Annotated in this window: 21 protein-coding genes; 3 read left to right on the forward strand and 18 right to left on the reverse strand. The window is 58.2% G+C overall.

Annotated features, from left to right (window positions below):
• Positions 1 to 131: 131 nt before the first annotated feature.
• Positions 132 to 662 carry a cell wall elongation regulator TseB-like domain-containing protein gene (locus tag F591_RS0107715; RefSeq protein ID WP_019534017.1) on the reverse strand — a complete coding sequence of 177 codons (531 nt, stop codon included), beginning with the start codon at positions 660 to 662 and terminating at the stop codon, positions 132 to 134.
• Positions 662 to 1,960 (reverse strand): amidohydrolase, encoded by a 1,299-nt coding sequence (locus F591_RS0107720; protein WP_019534018.1) that lies wholly within the window; start codon positions 1,958 to 1,960, stop codon positions 662 to 664. Before F591_RS0107720 ends, F591_RS0107715 begins: the two co-directional genes overlap by 1 nt.
• Positions 1,961 to 2,236: 276 nt before the next feature.
• Between F591_RS0107720 and F591_RS0107725 the strand changes: the two genes are divergently transcribed.
• Together F591_RS0107725 and F591_RS0107730 are read left to right on the forward strand one after the other, a co-directional pair.
• On the forward strand, positions 2,237 to 2,857 hold the full coding sequence (locus F591_RS0107725; RefSeq protein WP_019534019.1) for a DUF47 domain-containing protein: 621 nt from the start codon (positions 2,237 to 2,239) through the stop codon (positions 2,855 to 2,857).
• Positions 2,858 to 2,933: 76 nt separating this feature from the next.
• Positions 2,934 to 3,935: an inorganic phosphate transporter gene (locus tag F591_RS0107730; protein WP_019534020.1), complete on the forward strand. Its 1,002-nt coding sequence runs from the start codon at positions 2,934 to 2,936 to the stop codon at positions 3,933 to 3,935.
• A gap of 42 nt (positions 3,936 to 3,977) precedes the next feature.
• Here F591_RS0107730 and F591_RS0107735 read toward each other — a convergent pair whose 3' ends face one another.
• The 14 genes from F591_RS0107735 to F591_RS0107800 form a co-directional block, all read right to left on the reverse strand.
• A complete protein-coding gene (locus F591_RS0107735; RefSeq protein WP_019534021.1) occupies positions 3,978 to 4,598 on the reverse strand; it encodes a redox-sensing transcriptional repressor Rex in 621 nt (206 codons plus the stop codon).
• Positions 4,595 to 7,468 carry an ATP-dependent DNA helicase DinG gene (gene dinG, locus F591_RS0107740; protein WP_019534022.1) on the reverse strand — a complete coding sequence of 958 codons (2,874 nt, stop codon included), beginning with the start codon at positions 7,466 to 7,468 and terminating at the stop codon, positions 4,595 to 4,597. The genes F591_RS0107735 and dinG overlap by 4 nt, the downstream gene beginning before the upstream one ends.
• 76 nt (positions 7,469 to 7,544) lie before the next feature.
• Positions 7,545 to 8,213, reverse strand: coding sequence for a tetratricopeptide repeat protein (locus F591_RS0107745; protein ID WP_019534023.1), 669 nt, complete (start codon positions 8,211 to 8,213; stop codon positions 7,545 to 7,547).
• Positions 8,214 to 8,283: 70 nt separating this feature from the next.
• Positions 8,284 to 8,667 carry an aspartate 1-decarboxylase gene (panD, locus tag F591_RS0107750; protein ID WP_019534024.1) on the reverse strand — a complete coding sequence of 128 codons (384 nt, stop codon included), beginning with the start codon at positions 8,665 to 8,667 and terminating at the stop codon, positions 8,284 to 8,286.
• Positions 8,668 to 8,708: 41 nt separating this feature from the next.
• Positions 8,709 to 9,566 (reverse strand): pantoate--beta-alanine ligase, encoded by an 858-nt coding sequence (gene panC, locus F591_RS0107755; protein ID WP_019534025.1) that lies wholly within the window; start codon positions 9,564 to 9,566, stop codon positions 8,709 to 8,711.
• 16 nt (positions 9,567 to 9,582) lie between these two features.
• Complete coding sequence (panB, locus tag F591_RS0107760; RefSeq protein ID WP_026326443.1) at positions 9,583 to 10,449, reverse strand: 3-methyl-2-oxobutanoate hydroxymethyltransferase; 867 nt, start codon at positions 10,447 to 10,449, stop codon at positions 9,583 to 9,585.
• Between the two features lie 352 nt (positions 10,450 to 10,801).
• Positions 10,802 to 11,773, reverse strand: coding sequence for a biotin--[acetyl-CoA-carboxylase] ligase (locus F591_RS0107765; RefSeq protein WP_019534027.1), 972 nt, complete (start codon positions 11,771 to 11,773; stop codon positions 10,802 to 10,804).
• Entirely contained in the window at positions 11,770 to 13,083 is a 1,314-nt protein-coding gene (locus tag F591_RS0107770; RefSeq protein WP_019534028.1) for a CCA tRNA nucleotidyltransferase, read from the reverse strand. Before F591_RS0107770 ends, F591_RS0107765 begins: the two co-directional genes overlap by 4 nt.
• 42 nt (positions 13,084 to 13,125) lie before the next feature.
• The gene (gene bshA / locus F591_RS0107775) at positions 13,126 to 14,295 is read right to left on the reverse strand and encodes an N-acetyl-alpha-D-glucosaminyl L-malate synthase BshA (RefSeq protein ID WP_019534029.1); all 1,170 of its coding nucleotides are present in this window, start codon (positions 14,293 to 14,295) and stop codon (positions 13,126 to 13,128) included.
• A gap of 106 nt (positions 14,296 to 14,401) precedes the next feature.
• On the reverse strand, positions 14,402 to 15,133 hold the full coding sequence (gene bshB1 / locus F591_RS0107780) for a bacillithiol biosynthesis deacetylase BshB1 (protein ID WP_019534030.1): 732 nt from the start codon (positions 15,131 to 15,133) through the stop codon (positions 14,402 to 14,404).
• Positions 15,130 to 15,549 (reverse strand): methylglyoxal synthase, encoded by a 420-nt coding sequence (locus tag F591_RS0107785; RefSeq protein WP_026326445.1) that lies wholly within the window; start codon positions 15,547 to 15,549, stop codon positions 15,130 to 15,132. Before F591_RS0107785 ends, bshB1 begins: the two co-directional genes overlap by 4 nt.
• Positions 15,550 to 15,603: 54 nt before the next feature.
• Positions 15,604 to 16,407: a 4-hydroxy-tetrahydrodipicolinate reductase gene (dapB, locus tag F591_RS0107790; protein ID WP_026326446.1), complete on the reverse strand. Its 804-nt coding sequence runs from the start codon at positions 16,405 to 16,407 to the stop codon at positions 15,604 to 15,606.
• Positions 16,391 to 16,966, reverse strand: coding sequence for a tetratricopeptide repeat protein (locus tag F591_RS0107795; protein WP_019534033.1), 576 nt, complete (start codon positions 16,964 to 16,966; stop codon positions 16,391 to 16,393). The genes dapB and F591_RS0107795 overlap by 17 nt, the downstream gene beginning before the upstream one ends.
• Before the next feature lie 36 nt (positions 16,967 to 17,002).
• Positions 17,003 to 17,362, reverse strand: coding sequence for a nucleotide pyrophosphohydrolase (locus F591_RS0107800; protein WP_019534034.1), 360 nt, complete (start codon positions 17,360 to 17,362; stop codon positions 17,003 to 17,005).
• A gap of 154 nt (positions 17,363 to 17,516) precedes the next feature.
• On the opposite strand from F591_RS0107800, the gene F591_RS0107805 reads away from it, so the two are divergent.
• Positions 17,517 to 18,380, forward strand: coding sequence for a YitT family protein (locus F591_RS0107805; protein WP_019534035.1), 864 nt, complete (start codon positions 17,517 to 17,519; stop codon positions 18,378 to 18,380).
• Between the two features lie 4 nt (positions 18,381 to 18,384).
• Here the strand turns inward: F591_RS0107805 and F591_RS0107810 are convergent, their stop codons facing one another.
• The gene (locus F591_RS0107810; RefSeq protein ID WP_051109139.1) at positions 18,385 to 19,248 is read right to left on the reverse strand and encodes a sporulation protein YpjB; all 864 of its coding nucleotides are present in this window, start codon (positions 19,246 to 19,248) and stop codon (positions 18,385 to 18,387) included.
• Between the two features lie 39 nt (positions 19,249 to 19,287).
• Positions 19,288 to 19,992 (reverse strand): DUF1405 domain-containing protein, encoded by a 705-nt coding sequence (locus tag F591_RS0107815; RefSeq protein WP_019534037.1) that lies wholly within the window; start codon positions 19,990 to 19,992, stop codon positions 19,288 to 19,290.
• Positions 19,993 to 20,049: the final 57 nt, after the last annotated feature.

Below are 20,049 nucleotides of genomic sequence, written 5' to 3' on the forward strand. Positions count from 1 at the left end.
GGCATATCTAAAGTATAGCATACGATATATCAAAATGGCGGATGCAATGTGTGGAAGACCGGGAAACAAGCGAAAAAAGCCGCTGCAAGCAAAGCTTGCAAGCGGCTTGACCGGGCCGATGGCAAGCGCGGCTACTGAATGCTGAGGCGCCACGTATCGATCGGAGTCCCGTCCTTGAACGTATAATAATCGTAATAATACTTGCTGCGGCCTCCATTCTCCGGAGGCAGCTTGTAAAACACTTCCCACACCTTTTCATTGTGCAAAATGCCGGGCGTAACCCGCAGCACTTCGATGCCTTGCGCTTTGGACATCGTTTGCGAGACGGCCTGCTCCGGGCCGATGCCGTCTGCCGCCATCTCGGCGATCAGCTCATCCTCGCTCACCCAGACGATCAGACCTTGCCCGATCTTATCCTGCCCCTGAATCACGGTATATGTCTTGTCGCCGACGAACCTGTCGACCTTGTCCGCTTTGGCCAAAATCGTCTTCTCGTAAGCGGCAAGTACAGCGGCGCGCCGCGCCTCCCATTCGCCGCCCATGATGGAAGAAAACAGCAGGCTGCCGAGCACCAGCAGCAATATCGCGATCGTGGCGACTGCCGCGGCCAGCTTCCAGCCGAGAAAGCGGCGAAGGTAGCGATTGTCGCGAAGCCGTGCCATCACTGTCCCGTCAGCCTCTCAAAGCTGCGCTGCGCTTCGAAGCGCACCCGTTCTTCATCGACAGTCAAGCACTCCCGGCTGCGCATGATCCAGCGGCCGTTCACGCACATGTCGACGACATCGCTGCCGGAAGCGGCGTATACCGCATGCGAGATCAAATTCGTGCGCGGATAGAAGTGCGCCTGCTCGATATCGAGCCCGATCACGTCGGCCTTCATGCCGGGCCTTAGCATCCCGACTTGATCCAGCCAGATCGACCGCGCGCCGTAAGTCGTGCCCAGCTTCAGCGCTTCCCACGCCGGGACGGCGACCGGATCGCCGGATACCCCTTTATGCAGCAGGGCCGCCAGCCTGATCTCCTCGAACATGTCGAGATTGTTGTTGCTGGCCGAGCTGTCGGTTCCAAGCGACACGAGCACGCCGGCCTTAAGCAGCTCGGGCACGCGGGCCACGCCGCTGGCCAGCTTCAGATTGCTTCCCGGATTATGCGATACCCGCACGTCGTAGCGCTTCAGCACAGCGATTTCCTCGTCGGTGAGGTGGACGCCGTGCGCTACCAGCGTCGGGCGCTCGAATACGCCAAGCTTCTCGAGATGGGCGACCGGCCGCGCCCCGTATCGATCGACATTGTCCTGCACCTCGCGCGCCGTCTCCGACATATGGGTATGAATCGGCAAGTTCAGATCGTGCGAGGCTTGCACGATCCGTTCGATATAATCGGGCGGGCACGTATACGAGGCATGCGGCGACATCATCGTCGTAATGCGTCCTTCCGCCTGGCCGTGCCAATCTCTAGCGAACTGGACCGCCTCCTTCAGCTTGGCGTCCTGCACGTCCGGCGGACAGAGGCCGATGACGCCGCGGGTGAGGCAGCCTCTCAGGCCGCTCGCCTGCACCGCTTTGGCCACTTCATCCATATGGTCATACATATCGACAAAAGTCGTCGTGCCGCTCTTGATCATCTCCAGAATCGACAGCATGGTGCCTGCGCGCACGTCTTCCGCCGTAAACTGCGCTTCCATCGGCCACATTTTTTGCTCAAGCCAAATCTGGAGTGCCAGATCGTCCCCGTAGCCGCGCAGCAGCGACATCGCCGCGTGGCAATGCGTATTGACAAGACCGGGCATGAACAGCTTGCCTTTGCCGTCGATTCGCTCGTCATAAGCTTCCAGCGGCAGCGGGGGCTCGGTGCCGATATAGGCAATGCTCTCCCCTTCGATCGCCATGCATCCTTGGACGAGCGGCTGCGCCTCGTCCATGGTCAAAAAAATGCCGTTTGTGATCACGGTTTTCTTCACTTGAGCTACACGACCTTTCCCCATCAGTTCATTGTTTCCAATGTACAACTTTGCCGCTTAAAATTCAAGCAGCGCGCGGCTTGCGGCCGTCTTCATAAGAATGGCGTCATCGACATATTCTAAACGGGATAAACGAGGATTGCTTTTCGCAAGCCGATTGTGTTATTTTTAATTTTGTGTTAATTTCGGACCTTTTTCTACATAATTCGAGGCTGTTTTGTTGATGTTTTGTTAATTCAGGGATTACCCTGTCCAAATACTGAGGAGGCTTGAACCATGTTGTTCACCAAAAAAAATGACACCGATTTTTTGCTGCTGCTCATCAAGGCATCGGAAAATACGCTGCAGGCGGCGCAAATCTTCCGCAATGCGGTGATGGGCGACGAGCCGCCGGCTTCGTATTACCCCCAGCTTAAGGAGCTGGAGAGCCAGGGCGACGAGATTACCCACCAAATCTTCAAAGGCTTGAACAAAGTGTTTATTACACCGCTCGACCGCGAGGATATCATGGAGCTGGCCTCCAAGGTGGACGATGTCATGGACGGCATCGAAGCGACCATCGCACGGTTCGATTACATGAAGATCACAAAGAGCGATAAGTATATGAAAGATTTTTCGGCTGTGCTCGTTTCATGCTGTCAGCATATACTGGATGCGTTCAAGCTTCTCTCCAAGAAGAAGTACATGCAGATCACCGAGCATACCGTTCAAATCAACAGCCTGGAAAACGAAGGCGACCGGCTTATGCGCGAAGGCATACGCGAAATTTTCCACAACCCGACAGACCCGTACCACGATTTCAAGCTGAAAGAGATGTACGAGCGGCTGGAGCAGGCGACCGATGCTTGCGAGGACGTTGCCAATATATTGGAAAGCGTCGTTCTCCGGTATTCCTGATCGACTGAACATGTTTGCTTCAACAGGCACATCCGGGACAGCGTACGCCGCTGCCTAGTCCGCTTAGGAGGAACTTATGCTCGAACTAATCATCATCATCGTCGCCTTGGCGCTGATCTTCGACTTTATCAACGGCTTTCACGACACGGCCAACGCGATCGCCACATCCATCTCAACCCGGGCGCTTTCCCCCCGGTTCGCCGTTCTATTTGCTGCCGTGCTCAATTTTGTCGGCGCCATCTATTCTTCCGAAGTCGCCAAAACGGTCGGCGGCAAAGTCGCCGATCCGGCCACGATCGACAACGGCGTCCATGTCGTTATCGCCGCGCTGCTGTCGGCCATTATCTGGAACCTGGTCACCTGGTATTACGGCATTCCGTCATCGTCGTCGCATACGCTGATCGGCTCGCTGGCCGGTGCGGTCATCGCGGGCGCCGGCTGGCAAGCGCTCAATCTCGGCGGTTTAGGTGAAATTGTACTCATCCTGATTTTGTCCCCGATCGTCGCCTTCGGCACCGGCTTCATTATCATGTGGATCATCAAGAAGTGGATTATCGCCGCAGGGAACCATTCCCGGACGAAGCTGAACCGGATGTTCAGATCTTTCCAAGTATTGTCTGCCGGGCTGCTGTCTTTCTCCCATGGCGGCAACGACGCCCAGAAGGCGATGGGCATCATCGTATTCGGTCTCGTCGCCCTCGGCTATCAGGACACACTGGACGTGCCTTTATGGGTCAAGCTGGCGGCAGCGACGGCGATGGGGCTCGGCACCTCGATCGGCGGCTGGCGCATCATTAAGACGATGAGCAAGAAGCTGCTGAAGATCGAACCGATCAACGGGTTCGCTTCGGATCTGAACTCGTCCATCGTCATTCAGACTTCAACGCATCTCGGCATGCCGCTCTCGACGACCCATGTCATTTCTTCTTCCATCATCGGCACCGGGGCGGTCATGCGCTTCCACGACGTCAAGTGGGGTGTCGTGACGAAGATGATCATGACCTGGCTGATCACGATTCCGATCAGCATGGTGCTCGCCTATCTCATCTATGAGATCATGTTCGTTCTCTCCAAATAATGGACAAGCCCGGCGGATGAAATCCGCCGGGCTTGTTTTTTTTTATTCTAAATAATAGGCCAAGCTTTGCAGCTCTGTCGTAAAATCGGCGTAGTGCACGCGAATTTCCGGCGGCACTTTGATGATGCTGGGAGCGAAATTAAGAATCGCCTCCACCCCGCCCTCCACGAATTGGCTGGCCACCTGCTGCGCTTCGCCGGCCGGCACGGTAATGATGCCGATGCGCACGCCGAGCCGGCGAATCGTTTCCCCAAGCTCGTTCATCGGCTGCACCTGCAGGTTGTTGACCGAGGTGCCGATCTTGGACGGCTGTGCATCGAAGACGGCGACAATCTTCATGTTATCCTTCAAATACGCGTTGTAGTTGCAGAGCGCCCGGCCCAGATTGCCGGCGCCGACGAGCGCTACCGGGATGATTCTATCCAGTTTGAGAATATGCCGTATTTTTTCGATCAAATAGTCGACGTCGTAACCGATCCCCTTTTTCCCGAACTCTCCGAAATAAGCCAAATCTTTGCGGATTTGCGCCGGGTTCAGGTCGAGCTTCTGCCCGAGATCCTGCGATGATACGGTAGTCACGTTTTTTTTGCTGAGCTCATTCAAATAACGAAGGTAGACCGGCAGACGCCGGACGACCGCTTCCGAAATTTTCGGCGTTTTCATGACCCGTTCTCCTCCATCCACTGCTTGATGCGCGGTACGAGCTGGCTCGTCGTCATATGTTCGATTTTTGGCCCTGGCAACGAATACAGAAAGTATTTGCCGTAGCTCGTATCGATGACGCGGGTATCGTACAAAATAACGATGCCTTTATCCGACGCTGTTCGGACGAGCCGGCCAAACCCTTGCTTGAAGCGAATGACCGCCTGCGGCACCGACAGCTTCATGAACGCGTTGAGATTGCGTTTTTTCAAATTTTCCGTCTTCGCTTCGACCAGCGGATGATTCGGAGGCTGGAACGGCAGGCGGACGATCGCCAGGCAGGTGAGCGCATCGCCGGGAATATCGACGCCTTCCCAGAAGCTGCTCGTGCCGAGCAGGACGCTCTCGGGATGGCTCTGAAACAGCCTTGTCAGCTTGCTGCGGTTGCTGCTGTCCACGCCTTGGCCGAGCACTTGGATGCCGAACGAAGCCAGCATATCCTTCAGACCGGCATGCACGGCCTTCAGCATCCGGTTAGAGGTGAACAGCACCAGCATGCGCCCCCTCGTCTCCAAAGCCACTTCCGTCAGCGACAGGATGAGGCGATCGACGAATTCCTTCTCGCCGGAGCTGCCGCGAATGCTCGGAAAATCGCGCGGAATCGCGACAAGCGCCTGCTTGCGGTAATTAAAGGGCGATGGGAGCTGAACCGTCTTCAGCTTTCCCGGATCGGCCGCGGCCGCGTCGGCACTTGCCGGCTCTGCGCGCAGTCCCAATTGCTCGCAGGTGTAGTCGAACGACTTGCCGACCGACAAGGTGGCGGAAGTCAGAATGACGCTTTCCTTCGGTTTGAAGAAATGCTCGTGCAAAAGCGCGCTGACGTCGATCGGTACGCATACCAGCTGCAGAGAACGGTGTTTGGCGTATTGTCCCGCTTCGATCCAATACACATAATTATCGTCGCCAAGCTGCATGAAAAACTGCAATGTATCCCGGCAACGCTGCAAATCTTTGACCGTCCCCCCCAAATCGGTCAGGAGGCTCTGCACATCGTATTCGTCTTCGACGTCTTTCAGCTCGCTGAGCAGCTTCTCAAGCGGCCGCAGCGCTTCCTTGAAGTGAATATGCATGTTGTCGACGAGCACCGCCAGGCTGTCCCAGCCGCGCGGCAACGCTTCCTTCTTCAGCCGCAGCACCAATTGGTTCGACTCGGCCTGAGCCGCATCGCTTCGCGCCGCCAGCAATTGGTACAGCTGCTCGGCGAGTTGATCCCATTCCTCCTTCAGGACGATCAGCTTCTCCACAGCCATGTCCACCGTACTGCACCATGCCATGGCGCGCTCGTCCTCGAAGCGGGACAGCTTGTTCCGCAGGGCCGACAGCTGGCCGGTGCGGGCGTCCTTATACAAGCGGAACAAGACGTTGGACAAGCCTTGGTAATGCAGCTCCATTCCCAGATGCTTGCCGGCCACTTCCTCGAAATGATGGGCTTCGTCGATAACGAGATGCTTGTACCCCGGCAAAATGCGGTTGTCGGCCTTCATATCCGTAAACAGCAGCGAATGATTCGTAATGACGACATCGGCGGCGTTCGATTCGTATTTGGCCCGGTGATAGAAGCACCTCTTGAACCACGGGCATTGCCGGTTCAGGCAGGAATCCGCGTCGCTGGCCACCGACTGCCAGAAGAACGAGCCTTTCCCGGAAAAATGCAGCTCCTCGTCGTCGCCGCGCTCCGTTTCCCCGAGCCAGACGAGCATTTGACCGGCTGTGATACGATCGTCCTTGCCGTTTTCAAAATCTTGCAGGTTGATTTTTTGCTCGAACTTGCGCAGGCACAAATAATGGCTTCGCCCTTTGAGCACAGCCGCCTTGAACCGCACGGGAAACAGCTCGTTCAGCAAAGGGATGTCCCGTTCGCGAAGCTGCTCCTGCAGATTGATCGTATGCGTGCTGACGAGCACCTTCGTCTCGTGCTTCAGCCCGTAATATAAGGAAGGAATCAAATAGCCGAGCGACTTGCCGGTGCCCGTGCCCGCTTCGATCATCAGATGGCGCCCCTGCTTAAGCGCCTCGGCCACTTCCCGCTGCATGAGCGTCTGGGCTTCGCGATCCTCGTAGGCGGCGAAACGCTGGCGAAGCGCTTCCTTGAACGCTTCGTTAAAGCTGTCGAACGTCTCCGGCAGCTCGGTGTCACCAGCGTCCGCAGCTTCCTCCTCCTCTCCCCAATTGCCGACGCGCAGCGCGAATTGGCGGAAATACCGGTCCGAATCTAGGTCGAGCGGCTCTTGCAACTCTTGGGCCTTGCGCACTTCCGCAAGAAACCAGTGCAGGTCGGTTGCCGAATCCGCGAACACCGTTTCCAGACGCTGCAAGGTGAGCAGCGGCAGCGACTTGAGCCGCTGCAGGCAGCGCAGCCAGATGAGCGCCGTAACCTCGGCGTCGCTGTCCGCTTGATGGGGCCGCTCATGAGGAATGCCGAGCGCTTGGCAGGCCATGGTGAGCTGCAGGCTGGACATGCCGGGATACAGCATGCGCAGCAAATCCATCGTATCCAGCACGCGGCCGTCGAACGGAAAGTAGCCGCTCTCATCAAGCGCCCGCTGCAAAAAAGCGAGATCGAAAGCGATATTATGCCCTACGAGCACGGCATTGTCCAGCAGCGGAACGAGCTCGGCCATAACGGCATCCAGCTGCGGCGCCTCCTTCACCATCTCGTCGTCGATGCCGGTAAGCGCCGTAATAGAAGCAGGTATACTTATGCCAGGATGAACCAGCGAAGTATACCTGTCCGTAATTTCCTGATCATGTATAACGGTCAGCCCTACTTGGATGATCCGATCCGAAGAGGTGCTTCCGGTAGTCTCAAAATCCAATACGGCAAATTTCATGCAGCCTGGTCAATCCCTTCATCCCCGCTCTTCTCATTAGCATACCAATATGGCGAAGAAAAGGAAATAGCAAAACTCAACCTTTTCCTTGCACGGCGCCATCTTCCATTCTTGCAGATTGAAAAGGGAATTGCAAGCCGCCCTTCCATTCCCGGCACAATCCCGCTTCGATCAGCGGCTCGATGCTGGCCGGGTCGTTGCGGTACGCCATGTTGAAATATTCCAGCGCTTTATCCGTATTTCGCTTGCCAGCCTGAATGCAGCCCATCGCGTTGTAGGCGATCGCCTTGATCTGAATGTTTTCGCTAAGGCGGGATAATAATTGAAAATGATAATAGCTCTCGTCCGGCTCGCCATGCCGAAGGTAAGACATGGCCAAATACATGCGGGCCAGATTGAAGTCAGGCTGCCGCTTGACCAGCTCCTTGAAGGCATCGATCGCCTCGCGGAACATATGCAGCTTGTAGTAGCCCTGGCCGCGGATGAACCGTTCGTTTTTGCGCCCGATCGTCTCCTGCTCCGCCGCGGCCGGGGCATGAGGAGCGTTGGGCGCGCCGTGCTTCTGAGCGAACTTGCCCATCTTCTCCTCGAACAACAGCCATTCCTCGATGCATTGATCGCTCATCGTTTTTAGGGCTTGCCATTTTTCTTCAAGCTCCCTCCGCTTGTTCCCGTCCGCAGAAGGGTACTGCGCCATCACTTCGTCAAGCAGTTCGTTCATGGAAGCAAAAAGATGTTTGAACATGGCTCATCCCACCTCGGAGCTTCTTGAATTGTACCTTCATTGTGCGTCGCCCCGCTTTATTTCATTCGACTTACAGCACGGTGGAATGAATTTCTTCCTTGAGCACGCTGACGACTTTGTTGTTCTCGCCCATAATGGCGATTTGCGGCACATGGCGGCGCGCTTCCTCGTCCGTCAACATGACATACGATAAAATGATGACCGTGTCGCCGGGATGCACAAGCCGGGCGGCGGCGCCGTTCAGACAGATGACGCCGGAGCCGCGCGGCCCCGGAATAATATACGTCTCGAAGCGGGCCCCGTTGTTGTTGTTGACGATTTGCACCTTTTCGTTCGGCAGCATATCGACCAGATCGAGCAAATCCTCGTCGATCGTAATGCTGCCGACGTAATTCAAATTCGCTTCGGTAACGGTCGCGCGGTGGATTTTCGATTTGAGCATTGTACGGAACATGCCGCAGCCTCCCATCTTGAGAATTTGGCGGTGATCCGCCCTCACTCCAGGATCATGTTGTCGATCAGCCGCGTGCGGCCGAACTTGACCGCCAGCGCGACGATGACGCGGCCAGCCTCCGCTAGCTTGCCGACAGGTTCCAGCGACGGGTAAGCGAGCACCTCCGCGTAATCGATCCTGGCCAGCGGCGCGGAGCTGATCTTGGCCTCGATGTGGCGCTTCAGCTCCTCCGCGGTCATCTGCCTGTCAGCCTCCGCCAGCGATCGGGCCAAGCTCAGCGCCTCGTAAAGCACGACGGCCTGCTTCCGCTCCTCCTCGCTCAAGTATACGTTGCGCGAGCTGCGGGCGAGCCCGTCCGCTTCGCGCAGCGTCGGACAAGGCACGATCTCGACGGGAAGGTTAAGGTCCAGGGTCATCTGCTGAATGACAGCGACCTGCTGGGCGTCCTTCATGCCAAAAAAAGCCCGGTCCGGCTGCACGATGTTAAGCAGCTTCGTGACGACAGTGGCGACGCCGTCGAAATGCCCCGGCCGCGATGCGCCGCACAGCCGCTCCGTAACCTGCCCGACCGTCACTTTTGTTTTTGTCGGCGACGGGTACATCTCGGCAACGCTCGGTAGGAAGGCGTAATCGGCGCCCTCGGCTTCGGCGACAGCCAGATCGCGCTGCTCGTCCCGGGGATATGTCTCATAATCCTCGCCCGGTCCGAATTGCAGCGGATTGACGAATATGCTCAGCACCACTGTGTCGCATGACTGCCGCGCCGCCTTCAGCAGCGAGGCATGCCCTTCGTGCAGATAGCCCATCGTCGGCACGAAGCCGACCGCAAGCCCCGGCCTTGCTGCCCGCTCCTCCTTCAAAGCGTTGCGCAGCTCCGCAATCGATCGAATCACCTTCATGATTTACGCCCCCCTGTTATGCCTGCGGCTTGCCGGACGAACCGTACAAATATTCGGCAACGTCGTCATCCATCTTGAACGAATGCTCCGGTCCCGGGAAGCTCCCGTCCTTCACTTCCTTGACATACTGCTTCAAGCCTTGCAAAATTTGCTCGCCGATCCGGGCATACTCCTTGACGAACCGTTTGGGCTGCGGCTTCGCGGCATAGCCGAGCAGGTCGTGGAAGACGAGCACCTGGCCGCTGCAGCCGGCTCCGGCCCCGATGCCGATGGTCGGGATGGACAGCGCCCTGGTCATTTGCGCCGCCAGCTGTTCCGTTACCAGCTCGAGCACAATGGAGAAGGCGCCTGCCGCCTCCAGCGCTTTGGCGTCCTCCATCAGCTTGACCGCCTGGTCCGAGCTTTTGCCCTGCACTTTGTAGCCGCCGATCTGATGGATCGATTGCGGCGTAAGGCCGATGTGGGCCATGACCGGAATGCCCGCCCTGACGCAGGCCTCGACAGCGGGAACGATCTCCGCCCCACCTTCCATCTTGACCGCCTTCGCCAGCCCCTCCTGCATCAGCCTGGAAGCGTTGCGCAGCGTGGCGTCAATGCTTCCATGGTACGTATTGAACGGCATATCGGCGATGACGAAGCTGGCGCGCGCGGCCCGGGTGACCGCCTTCGTATGGTGCACCATGTCATCGATCGTCACCGGGACCGTCGATTCGTAGCCGAGGACGACGTTGGCGAGCGAATCGCCGACCAGAATCGCATCGACCTCGGCAAGCTCGGCCAGCATCGCGGACGGATAGTCGTAAGCCGTCACGACGGTAATCGGTACGCCGTCCTCTTTCATTTTTCTCAATTTGGCCGTTGTAACCGGTTTTCTTGCGCTCAAGTCCCAGCACCCGCTTTCTTCATTCTGATCTTGGATCTTAGTATTGCGAAGGTAGGCCGGATTGTTGCAAACAGCCAGAAAATGCAAAGCCTAGCGAGCCAGGACGATGGCGATCGAACCTGTAGATAACAAAAAAGACCTTCAGCCCGGCAATCAAGAGGCTAAAAGGTCACATGTACGCTTCATCGCATATGATCCTTCTGTCTCGGTCCGTCAGGCTCAGAGCAGAATCCGACATATCGCTTCAACCCATATGCACTTGTCATGCTAAAATGGCACTCATCCAGTACGGTTCGCGCCGCGGCGATACCGTCTGTCGTACTAGCGATTATAGCAGACTTTCCATGGACTGTCATCCGAATTCCACGACGCCGGAGTACAATTTATGAGGCTGGCCGTCCGCTGTCTGCACGATTAAAGCGCCCGATTCGTCCAGCGCAAGGGCGGTCCCTTCGATCACGCCCTGAGGCGTCACGCTGCGAACCGGACGATGCAGCGTGACGGACAATGTCTCCCACAGCGTGCGCACCGGCGAAAAGCCTTCCGCCCGGTACAAGGAGAACAAGCTTTCCCACTCCTGCAAAATGCGGCACAGCAGCTCCTCCCGGCTTACCCGTCGGCCGGTCTCGATGAGCAGCGATGTGGCGATGCTGCGAAGCTCGGGCGGATAATCGTCCTCCGTCAAATTGACGCTGACGCCGATCCCCGCTACAACATGCAGCAGCCGATCCTCCTCGGCGCTCGTTTCCAGCAAAATGCCGCATACTTTGCGGCCGCCGATCAGGATGTCGTTCGGCCATTTGATCCCGGCCTCGGCGGAGCCAACGGCGCGGATCGCGCGGCATACGGCAACAGCCGTAAGCAGCGTCAGCTGCGGCGTGAACAGCAGCGGAATATCCGGCCGCAAAATAAAGCTCATCCAGATGCCCTTGCCTGCTGGAGAATGCCACGACCGCCCCATTCTTCCGCGTCCTGACAGCTGCTCCTCGGCGACGATCAGCGTGCCCTGGGCTTCCCCTTTCGCCACCAGCTGATGGGCCAGCGTATTCGTGGAATCGACCTGCTCCAAATACTTGATAGAGCGGCCGAGCCATTCGGTCTGCAGCGTCCGCAAGATGCGAGCCACATCCAGCTTCTCCGGCCTGGCGATGAGCCGATAGCCGCGCCGCGGCACCGCTTCGAAGCGGTAGCCTTGACGACGCAGGCGCTCGATCTGCTTCCATACCGCCGTGCGGCTGATGCCGAGCTTGCCGCTCAGCTCTTCGCCGGAAAGGAAGACACCGCCGGCTTCTTCGAACAAAGCCAATAATCGCGTATCGTTCATGTCGTTTCGTTCTCCCGATTGGACATTGATGCAAGGAAGCGCCGCGCCTCGTCCAGCAGCGGCTCCCGCTCGTTCGGCGCAGCGCCGAGCGCGGCCTTGTCCAGCAGCTCGCCGAGCAGGCGGCCCAGGGCCGGGCCGGGCTTCATGCCGGGCAGCGCGAGCAGGTCCTCGCCCGTCACGGCCAGCTCGGCCATGCCCGTTACCGGCATCTCCCCGAGCCAGGCCGCGCCGCGCTGCAGCAGCTGCGCGCCAAGCGGGCCGGCATGCGGGCCGAAGGCCGCAGCCAGACAGGCCGCATCGAGCGCATAGATCCCGTGCAGGCGGCGCAGCGCGGGCCGCCCGAAGCGCAGCGCCGCGCGCAGCCAGCTGCGCCTGAGCTCCTCCGGCTGGGCGGTCTCGGCCGCGCTATCCGGCTGATTCGCCGCGCGCATAGCTTCGTGGGCGGCCGCAATCCGGCTGACGGCGTCGATAAAGGCGCGCGAGCAGGTCAGCCGCCGCAAATCGTCCGCCGTCTCCGCAGAGCTGAGGCCTGTGCGCAGGTACAGATAGGCCCAGCGCGCTTCGGCGTCCTCCAGGCGGCGCAGCTCCCGCCAGTCGCCGATGGCGTCGGCTGCGGCAAGCGCAAGCCCCTCCTTCGTATAGCGCAGCGCCTTACTTAAGATGAGCAGCCGCAGCGCTTCGTCCGGATCACTGCCCTCGATCATCCGCGCCAGCTCCGCTCTCACCCGCTCCATGGCGATATGCTTCAGCAGCGGGATCGAGCGGAGCAGGCCGTGCCAGGTCATTGCCTCCATCGTCAGCCCGTACTCCGCGGCGAAACGGAGCGCGCGCAGCATGCGCAGCGCGTCCTCGCCGAATCTTTCCTCCGGCTTCCCGACGCAGCGCAGCTGTCTCTTCGCCAAATCGCGCTGCCCGCCGAACAGATCGACGAGCTGCCCTTCGGCGTCGATCGCCATCGCGTTCATCGTGAAATCGCGCCGCTTCAGATCTTCCTCCAGGCTATCGACATAAGCGACTTCCGTAGGGCGGCGGTAATCTTCGTACTCCGCCTCGGCCCGAAACGTCGTCACTTCATAGGAAGCTCCGCCCAACAGCACGGTGACGGTGCCGTGCCTAAGCCCCGTCGGCACGGTACGCTCGAACAGATCTTGCACCTGCTCAGGCCTGGCGGAGGTGGCGATATCGTAATCTTTGACCGGGCGGCCGAGCAGCTTGTCGCGCACGCAGCCGCCGACCATGTAAGCCTCATATCCTGCTTCCGTCAACCTTCGGACAATGCGCACCGCTCCTTGTTCCAGCCCTTCGCTCATAGCTCCCGCCACCGCCTTTCCCGCGTCGCCTTCGTCCCGCCCTCAACAGCTGACAGGTCTCAGCCTCACATGCTCGGGCAAAGGACGGTCCAGCACGCGATAATAAATTTCTTCATATTGCCTCGTGATCAGATCGTTGCAGAACGTAAAGCGAGCCCGCTGCAGGCAAGCTTCCACGAACCGCTCATAGAGCCCCCGATCCGTCAGCAGACGCTTGGCATACAGAGCCATCTGCTCCGTATCGCCGATCTCGGCCAAAAAGCCGGTCTCCCCGTGTGCGATCAATTCCGGAATGCCCCCGGCATTCGAGGCGATCGTCGGAACGCCGCAGGCCATCGCCTCCAGCGCGACGAGGCCGAAGCTTTCCTTCTCCGACGGCAGCAGCATCAGATCGGACAGCGACAGCAGCTGAGCGACGTCGTCCTGCTTCCCGCAGAACGTCACCCGGTCGAGCAGCCCGCGCTCCTTCACCTGGCACAGCACCTTCGACAGCTCCGGCCCTTCGCCGACGAACAGGAGTCTGGCGGGAATGTCGCGGCTTACCCGGTCGAAGATGTCGACGACATCCGGCACTCTTTTGACCGGACGGAAGTTGGAGATATGAATCAATATTTTCTCGTCGGGATGCGCGAACTCCCGCCGCAAGCTGTGGACATCGCGCGGATAGTACACCCGCTTGTCGACGAAGTTGTAGGCCAGATCGATCGGCTTCTCGATGTTGAGCAACTCCCGCGTCTCGCGAATAAGATCCTGCGATACCGCAGTCACGGCGTCGCTGCCGTTGATCGCATAGCGGATCAGGTCGCTCAAGCTCTCGTCATGGGCCAGCACTGTAATATCCGTGCCGTGCAGCGTCGTGACGACCTTCAGCTCGGCGCCGACCATCTGCTTGGCCAGCAGCGCGCAGACGGCATGCGGAATCGCATAATGAACATGCAGCAGATCGAGATGCTCAAGCTGCGCCACCTGGGCGAGCTTGCTGGCGAGCGACAGATCGTAAGGCGGATATTTGAACACGTAATAGTCGTTGACCTCGACCTCGTGATAATAAATATTTTTGTCAAACTTCCCCAGCCGAAAAGGCATGCTATGCGTAATAAAATGCACCTCGTGCCCCTTCTCGGCCAGCAGCTTGCCCAGCTCGGTCGCCACGACGCCCGAGCCCCCCAGCGTCGGGTAACAGGTAATGCCGATTTTCAGCCGGTTCTTCATGCTTTTCCCTCCCCGAGTGCGAAACAAACGGCCCTCGCGCCCGCATAGAACAGGCACATCGCCGTTTGTTCGGATTGCAGCCGCAGGCTGCTTGCTGAAAGCTTATTTATAGCCAATCGACCAGCAGCGGAAGCTTGCAGACGAACCCTTCGGCATATTCGAGCGATCGCCTTTGTCCAAGCAGACGGTCGCGGGCTTCCACCCGCTCCAGATAGCCCTGGTTGAGCGGAGTCGCGACGACATCCCCGGACGCCGGCATTTCGAATTGGGAAGCGTACGCTTTAAGCGCCTCTTGCTTCTGTGGATACGCTTCGGACACGTCCACGATCAAATCCGGCTCATACACATCGTTGATAAAATAAAAATACGTCTCCTGCACGGTATGCGCGGGAAGCTCCGGCATATAGCGCCTCAGCTTGGCGTTGAATACCGCCTCCTGCACGAGATGGCTGCAGGCGACATGATCCGGATGCCGGTCTTCCCAATAGGGGGCGAATACGATTCGCGGCCGCCACCTGCGAATTTCCGCTGCAATGCGTTCGATATAGTCGGGCTGAAGGAACAAGCCCCGGTCCGGCAACTCCAGATTCGTGCGAACGGCAAGCTTCAGCGCGCGCGACGCGGCCTCCGCTTCTGCGCTGCGCCGCTCCACCGTCCCGTTGGAGGACATCTCGGCCCGGGTCAGGTCGCAGATGCCGATGCGGTACCCGGCCACCGCATGACGGGCAATGGTGCCGCCCATTCCGATCTCGGCATCGTCGGGGTGCGCGCCGAAGATAAGCATATCGAGCGGTCCGGACGCGGCGTTGGCAGCGCCTGCACCTGCGCCGCCCGTCATCCGTCCACACCCGGCTTATATTTGTCCTTCAGCTCGCGCCAGGCGAAATCTCCGCGGTCCAGCGCCTTGACCAATATTTCCGCCGTCGCGATGTTGGTGGCGACCGGTATGCCCTGCACATCGCAAAGCCGGAGCAGCGCGATGATGTCAGGCTCGTGAGGCTGCGCCATCAGCGGGTCTCTCAGGAAGATGATGAAATCCATCTCATTCGTCGCCACGAGCGCGCCGATTTGCTGGTCTCCTCCGAGCGGCCCGGACATGAAGCGGTGAACGCTCAGCTTCGTGTTTTCCATAATTCTCGTCCCGGTCGTTCCGGTCGCATACAGATTGTGATGCTCGAACACCGTTTCGTAGGCGATTACAAAATTGACCATTTCCTCTTTTTTGCGGTCGTGCGCGATCAATGCAATATTCATCGGCTTGGACATGGCGTATTTCTGTCTCCTCTCCTCATGCGGCAAGCAATCTGGTCAATCGATAAAATGCTCGAATCCGTATACCATGCCGGTCGTCTGCATAACCTTCTTGACAGCCGTATTGACGCCAGGCATATAACCCGCCCGATCGTAAGAATCGTGCTGGATTATCAGCGTCTGGCCGAATGCGCCGAAGATAACCTCCTGCTTGGCGAAGATACCCGGCAGCCTGACGCTATGTATCCTGAAACCATTGTAATACCCTCCGCGCGAGCCTTCAATCGTTTCTTTCTCTTGCGGATGACCTTGCCGGACTTCCTCGCGGACCTCCGCGATCATTTCGGCCGTTTTCACCGACGTGCCGGACGGCGCGTCAAGCTTCTGATCCCCGTGATATTCAATGATCTCCAGATGAGGAAAATATTTGGACGCCTGCGCGGCAAATTTCATCATCAAAATCGCGCCGATGGAGAAGTTGGGGGCGATCAGCCCGCCGATCCCCTTCTCGCGGCACTGCTTGTCCAACGCTTCGATGTCTTCCGGACTGAAGCCGGTCGTGCCGATGACAGGGCGAACGCCGTGGCGGATCGCCAGCGAAGTATGGGCGACCGCCGAATGCGGGGTCGTAAAATCGACCAGTACATCCGGCTTCGTCTCCACCAAAGCAAGCTCCAAATCCGCTGTCAGCGGGACGCCGCAAGGCTCCAGCCCCACTAGCCGGCCGGCGTCGATCGCCTCTGCCGTACGGCTGACCGCCGCTACCAGTTGCAGCTCGGGATCGGACAGCACCATTCGGACCGTTTCCCGTCCCATTCTGCCGGTCGCGCCGGCTACCGCTACTCTAATCGGTTGACTCATCGTTTATCCTATCCTTTCCGGTATCTTCTGCTGAATCTCGATGTCCTGCGTTCAGGTACTGCTTCCATTTCCATTCATATTCTCGCAACAGCCGGCGGCCGAGCGAATGCTGAGGGTCCAGTCTCAGCAGCTCCTTCACAGCTTGCACCGCCGCATGGTATTCGTTCAGTCGGGAGTATGCGACGCCCAGCAAGAGCAGTGCTTCCAGCGACAGCGGATCGAGCTCGGTCGCTTTCTTCAGCAAAGACACGGCCAGCCACAGCTTCCCGTCCGAGTCCTCGAATATTCGCTCCGCCTGCATCGTCAGTTCCCTGGCCTGCAAATGATTGGAGTGGAACAAATAATGCTCGTCGTGCGGATCGAGCCGGACCGCTTCTCTCGCATGGTGAATCGCCTTGGCCAGCTTGTTGCTGCGGGCGTAGGTGATGGACAGCTTATAATGATAAGCCGCGCAGGCGGGCTCCAGCTCAATCGCTCGCTCGAACCATGAGATGGCCTGCTCGAAGTCGTGCTTCAATATCGCATCGTACGCTCTTCGGATCGCTTCTTCGCCATTCATGATCAACCCCCCTCACATAACACAATATGAGGGGAGTCAAGATTCGGTGTTCACTTTTGTCCAACGATCCGCGTCGCGCGTGTTGAATTTATGCATGATTTTATCATGCGCTTCCGTAAGATCGATGCCGAGCGAATTGGCGAAGCAGATGGTGATGAACAAAATGTCGCCCAATTCCAGCTCGATGGAATTGTCCTCCTCCGTCGGCTTCTTCGGCTTTTCCCCGAATCTGTGATTGACTTCCCTGGCAAGCTCCCCGACTTCCTCGGACATTCTTGCAAGCATAGACAACGGGGAGAAATATCCTTCCTTGAATTGGGATATGTATGCATGAACCTCGTCCTGGAGGTCCCTAAGCGTTCGTTCCTTGCGGTTTTCTTGCGGCTGCGCATTCATCGGGCTAAAAATCACCCACCTTCCTGTCAGTGATCGGCGATATTTCATTTCCTCCCCATGTTAACGCAAAACGAGGGGATATGACAAATTTTTTTTCGCGAAAAACGGTGACAATATACTTGCCCTTGCAAAAAGCAACATCCGGAGGTGCCTCATGACGACGTCGCTTCGTTCCCTCAATTCGGCATGGCCGATCGTGCTCGGAACCGCCATATATGCGTTCGGGCTTCATTATTTCGTGATTCCTAACGGGCTGATGGAGGGCGGTATCACGGGAATCGCTCTGCTGCTCAATTATGTCTTCGGCTTTCCTCCGTCAATCAGTACATTATTGATCAATGTTCCGCTATTTTATGCAGGATGGCGGGCGCTTGGCCGAACGTCTATGGCGTATACGATTATAGGCACTGTCTCGCTATCGCTTTTTTTATGGATCATGGAGCTGCTGATCGCCCGCGGACTGCTTGTGCCGTTTCGCACCGAGCGCGATTTTTTTCTGGTGGCGGCCTATGCCGGCTTTACTCTCGGCGCAGGTCTGGGCATCGTATTCCGGTACGGCGGCACGACCGGCGGCTCGGACATCGCGGCCCGCATCGTCCAGAAGCGGTTCGGCTGGAGCGTGGGGCAGTTCGTGCTCGCCTTCGATGCAGCCGTCATCGGCTCCTCGCTGTTTTTCATTACGAAAGAGAAAATACTGTATACGCTGATTGTCGTCTTTATCGTCTCGAAAATGATCGACTTCGTTATTGAGGGCGGATATGCGGCCAGGGCGTTTCTGATCATTACCGACCGCGCCCACGAGATCGCCGAAGCCATTACGACCCGGATGGACAGGGGAGCCACGCTTCTGCCAGCCGTCGGCGCTTATTCCGGCCAATCGAAGCATGCTGTATACTGCGTCGTGTACCGGCAAGAAATGAAAAGGCTCAAAGACCTCGTCCGGGCGGTGGATCAGCGCGCCTTCATCATTATTAATGAAGTGCACGATGTGCTCGGCGAGGGCTTTAAGCCCGAATAGACGTTCAAACGCCCTGGCCAGGCCCGCCCAGCGGGGTTGAGTCCTCCTTCTGGGCCAGGCGCCAGCCGGCGAACGTTAGCGCGGCAATAATGGCCGAGCCGAACGCCAGCGTCCAAATGATCGGATTGCGCGGCTCGGCGATCGGCAAGTAGGCAGTCGTTTCTTTTTTCATAAACAGCCTGTCTATCGTCTGCCGCAAAGGCAGAATGACGTTCTCGATGTTCTTGAACGGATCTTCCGCGTCCGACTGATTGCTTATAAACGTGTTCAATGAATCCATTCTCGTCACATCTTCCAGGCTGCGGCTGATCAGAAGACTCGGTCTGACGATCGCATAATGCTGGTCGAGCCGGCTTGCCCCTTGACGGAGCGACGCTTTATTCCCCTCGGCGGCGGAGCGCTCCAGCAGCTCGACATCCTCCTGCAGCAGCGAATAATATTGCAGCCACATCGGCTGGCTCGGATGCGTAAGCGCATCTGTCGCGAGGCGCACCTTGGCGGCGGCGATTTGCGCCGCGCCCACGTTGCCCTGAACCGACGCAAGGGCCCGCTTCGCCTGAACGATCGCCTCGGTGAGCGCGTTCATCCCCTCCACCGTAGCGACGCCCTCGAAGCTGCCGAGCTGCGTCACCTGGTCGCTGATCTGCTGCATGCCGACCCGTCCGCCTTCCAAGTCTCCCCGCATCACTTTTTGATACATCTCAGCGGCCGTCTCGTTCAGCAGCCGCAGGCTGGCCAGCTGCTCCTCCGTCGGTCTGGGCGCCGCATCGGCCTGCTCCTTCCCGGTCCGGCAGCCAAGCAGCACGAAGCTTACGGCGAGCAGCACCGCCAGCATGCCTGTCCATCTCCACCTGCGGATTCGTCGCATCGGACATCCCCTCCTAGGTAGATCCTATGGGAGGATGTCCTATTTTATGCCGGTTTGCCTGTGCTCTGCCCCTTTTCGTTCCCGCATCAGCCACAAGACCAGCGCCAGCAAGATGGAGACAGCGCTGAGCGCGACGGTGAACGTTGCTACAGCGGGCACATCGTCCTCAAGCGACCTGGGCAGCCAAGGAAAAACGCCGACGGCGTAGTCCATGTAGTCGTTCCACACCGTCCACAGACCGACAAGCAGTACCGCCGGCCAGCGGTAGCGGTAAAATCCGGCATACAGCAGCGCCTCCGCCGCCATGCCGAGGTGCGAGATCGTCAACATCCAATCCTGCCACGTCACGGCATCTCCCTGATATGCGCCGGCCCAGATCATCGTCACAGCCCAGATGCCGTACTTGAACGATGTAATCAAGGCGAACGCTTCGACGGTCGAACGGGCGATGCCGCCTGCCGGGTCCGGCCTCACCTCGCGAATCGCGGTGTGCCGGTTCCTGGACCTGCTCTTGTCCGCCAGCAGCATGGCTATAAAGATGGTGAAAAACAAGCTTGCCGTCGGACTGTCCGGAACGAAAGGCAAATACCACGGGGATAGCTTGACGGCGGTATAAATCAATTGGTCGTCATACCATATGTATCCGTATACGGTTCCGAGCAGATTGATCCAGAACAGACTCCAGAGCATGAACCGGCTGCCGAGCCACGTATCGGAGAACCAGAAGCTTAAGGTTTTAGCCAAGTCGCCGATGTCCCTCCTGTAGGCGGATTGTTATGGAAAAAACCTGACCGCCTATGC

It is taken from the genome of Paenibacillus ginsengihumi DSM 21568 (genome assembly GCF_000380965.1).
GTDB classification, from domain to species: Bacteria; Bacillota; Bacilli; order Paenibacillales; family NBRC-103111; genus Paenibacillus_G; species Paenibacillus_G ginsengihumi.

What these genes read in the sequence shown, in the direction of transcription:
- F591_RS0107715 (WP_019534017.1), bottom strand. Translation starts at nt 662, where the DNA reads ATGGCACGGCTTCGCGACAATCGCTACCTTCGCCGCTTTCTCGGCTGG.
- F591_RS0107725 (WP_019534019.1), top strand. Translation starts at nt 2,237, where the DNA reads ATGTTGTTCACCAAAAAAAATGACACCGATTTTTTGCTGCTGCTCATC.
- F591_RS0107730 (WP_019534020.1), top strand. Translation starts at nt 2,934, where the DNA reads ATGCTCGAACTAATCATCATCATCGTCGCCTTGGCGCTGATCTTCGAC.
- F591_RS0107735 (WP_019534021.1), bottom strand. Translation starts at nt 4,598, where the DNA reads ATGAAAACGCCGAAAATTTCGGAAGCGGTCGTCCGGCGTCTGCCGGTC.
- dinG (WP_019534022.1), bottom strand. Translation starts at nt 7,468, where the DNA reads ATGAAATTTGCCGTATTGGATTTTGAGACTACCGGAAGCACCTCTTCG.
- F591_RS0107745 (WP_019534023.1), bottom strand. Translation starts at nt 8,213, where the DNA reads ATGTTCAAACATCTTTTTGCTTCCATGAACGAACTGCTTGACGAAGTG.
- panD (WP_019534024.1), bottom strand. Translation starts at nt 8,667, where the DNA reads ATGTTCCGTACAATGCTCAAATCGAAAATCCACCGCGCGACCGTTACC.
- panC (WP_019534025.1), bottom strand. Translation starts at nt 9,566, where the DNA reads ATGAAGGTGATTCGATCGATTGCGGAGCTGCGCAACGCTTTGAAGGAG.
- F591_RS0107765 (WP_019534027.1), bottom strand. Translation starts at nt 11,773, where the DNA reads ATGAACGATACGCGATTATTGGCTTTGTTCGAAGAAGCCGGCGGTGTC.
- F591_RS0107770 (WP_019534028.1), bottom strand. Translation starts at nt 13,083, where the DNA reads ATGAGCGAAGGGCTGGAACAAGGAGCGGTGCGCATTGTCCGAAGGTTG.
- bshA (WP_019534029.1), bottom strand. Translation starts at nt 14,295, where the DNA reads ATGAAGAACCGGCTGAAAATCGGCATTACCTGTTACCCGACGCTGGGG.
- bshB1 (WP_019534030.1), bottom strand. Translation starts at nt 15,133, where the DNA reads ATGACGGGCGGCGCAGGTGCAGGCGCTGCCAACGCCGCGTCCGGACCG.
- F591_RS0107785 (WP_026326445.1), bottom strand. Translation starts at nt 15,549, where the DNA reads ATGAATATTGCATTGATCGCGCACGACCGCAAAAAAGAGGAAATGGTC.
- dapB (WP_026326446.1), bottom strand. Translation starts at nt 16,407, where the DNA reads ATGAGTCAACCGATTAGAGTAGCGGTAGCCGGCGCGACCGGCAGAATG.
- F591_RS0107795 (WP_019534033.1), bottom strand. Translation starts at nt 16,966, where the DNA reads ATGAATGGCGAAGAAGCGATCCGAAGAGCGTACGATGCGATATTGAAG.
- F591_RS0107800 (WP_019534034.1), bottom strand. Translation starts at nt 17,362, where the DNA reads ATGAATGCGCAGCCGCAAGAAAACCGCAAGGAACGAACGCTTAGGGAC.
- F591_RS0107805 (WP_019534035.1), top strand. Translation starts at nt 17,517, where the DNA reads ATGACGACGTCGCTTCGTTCCCTCAATTCGGCATGGCCGATCGTGCTC.
- F591_RS0107810 (WP_051109139.1), bottom strand. Translation starts at nt 19,248, where the DNA reads ATGCGACGAATCCGCAGGTGGAGATGGACAGGCATGCTGGCGGTGCTG.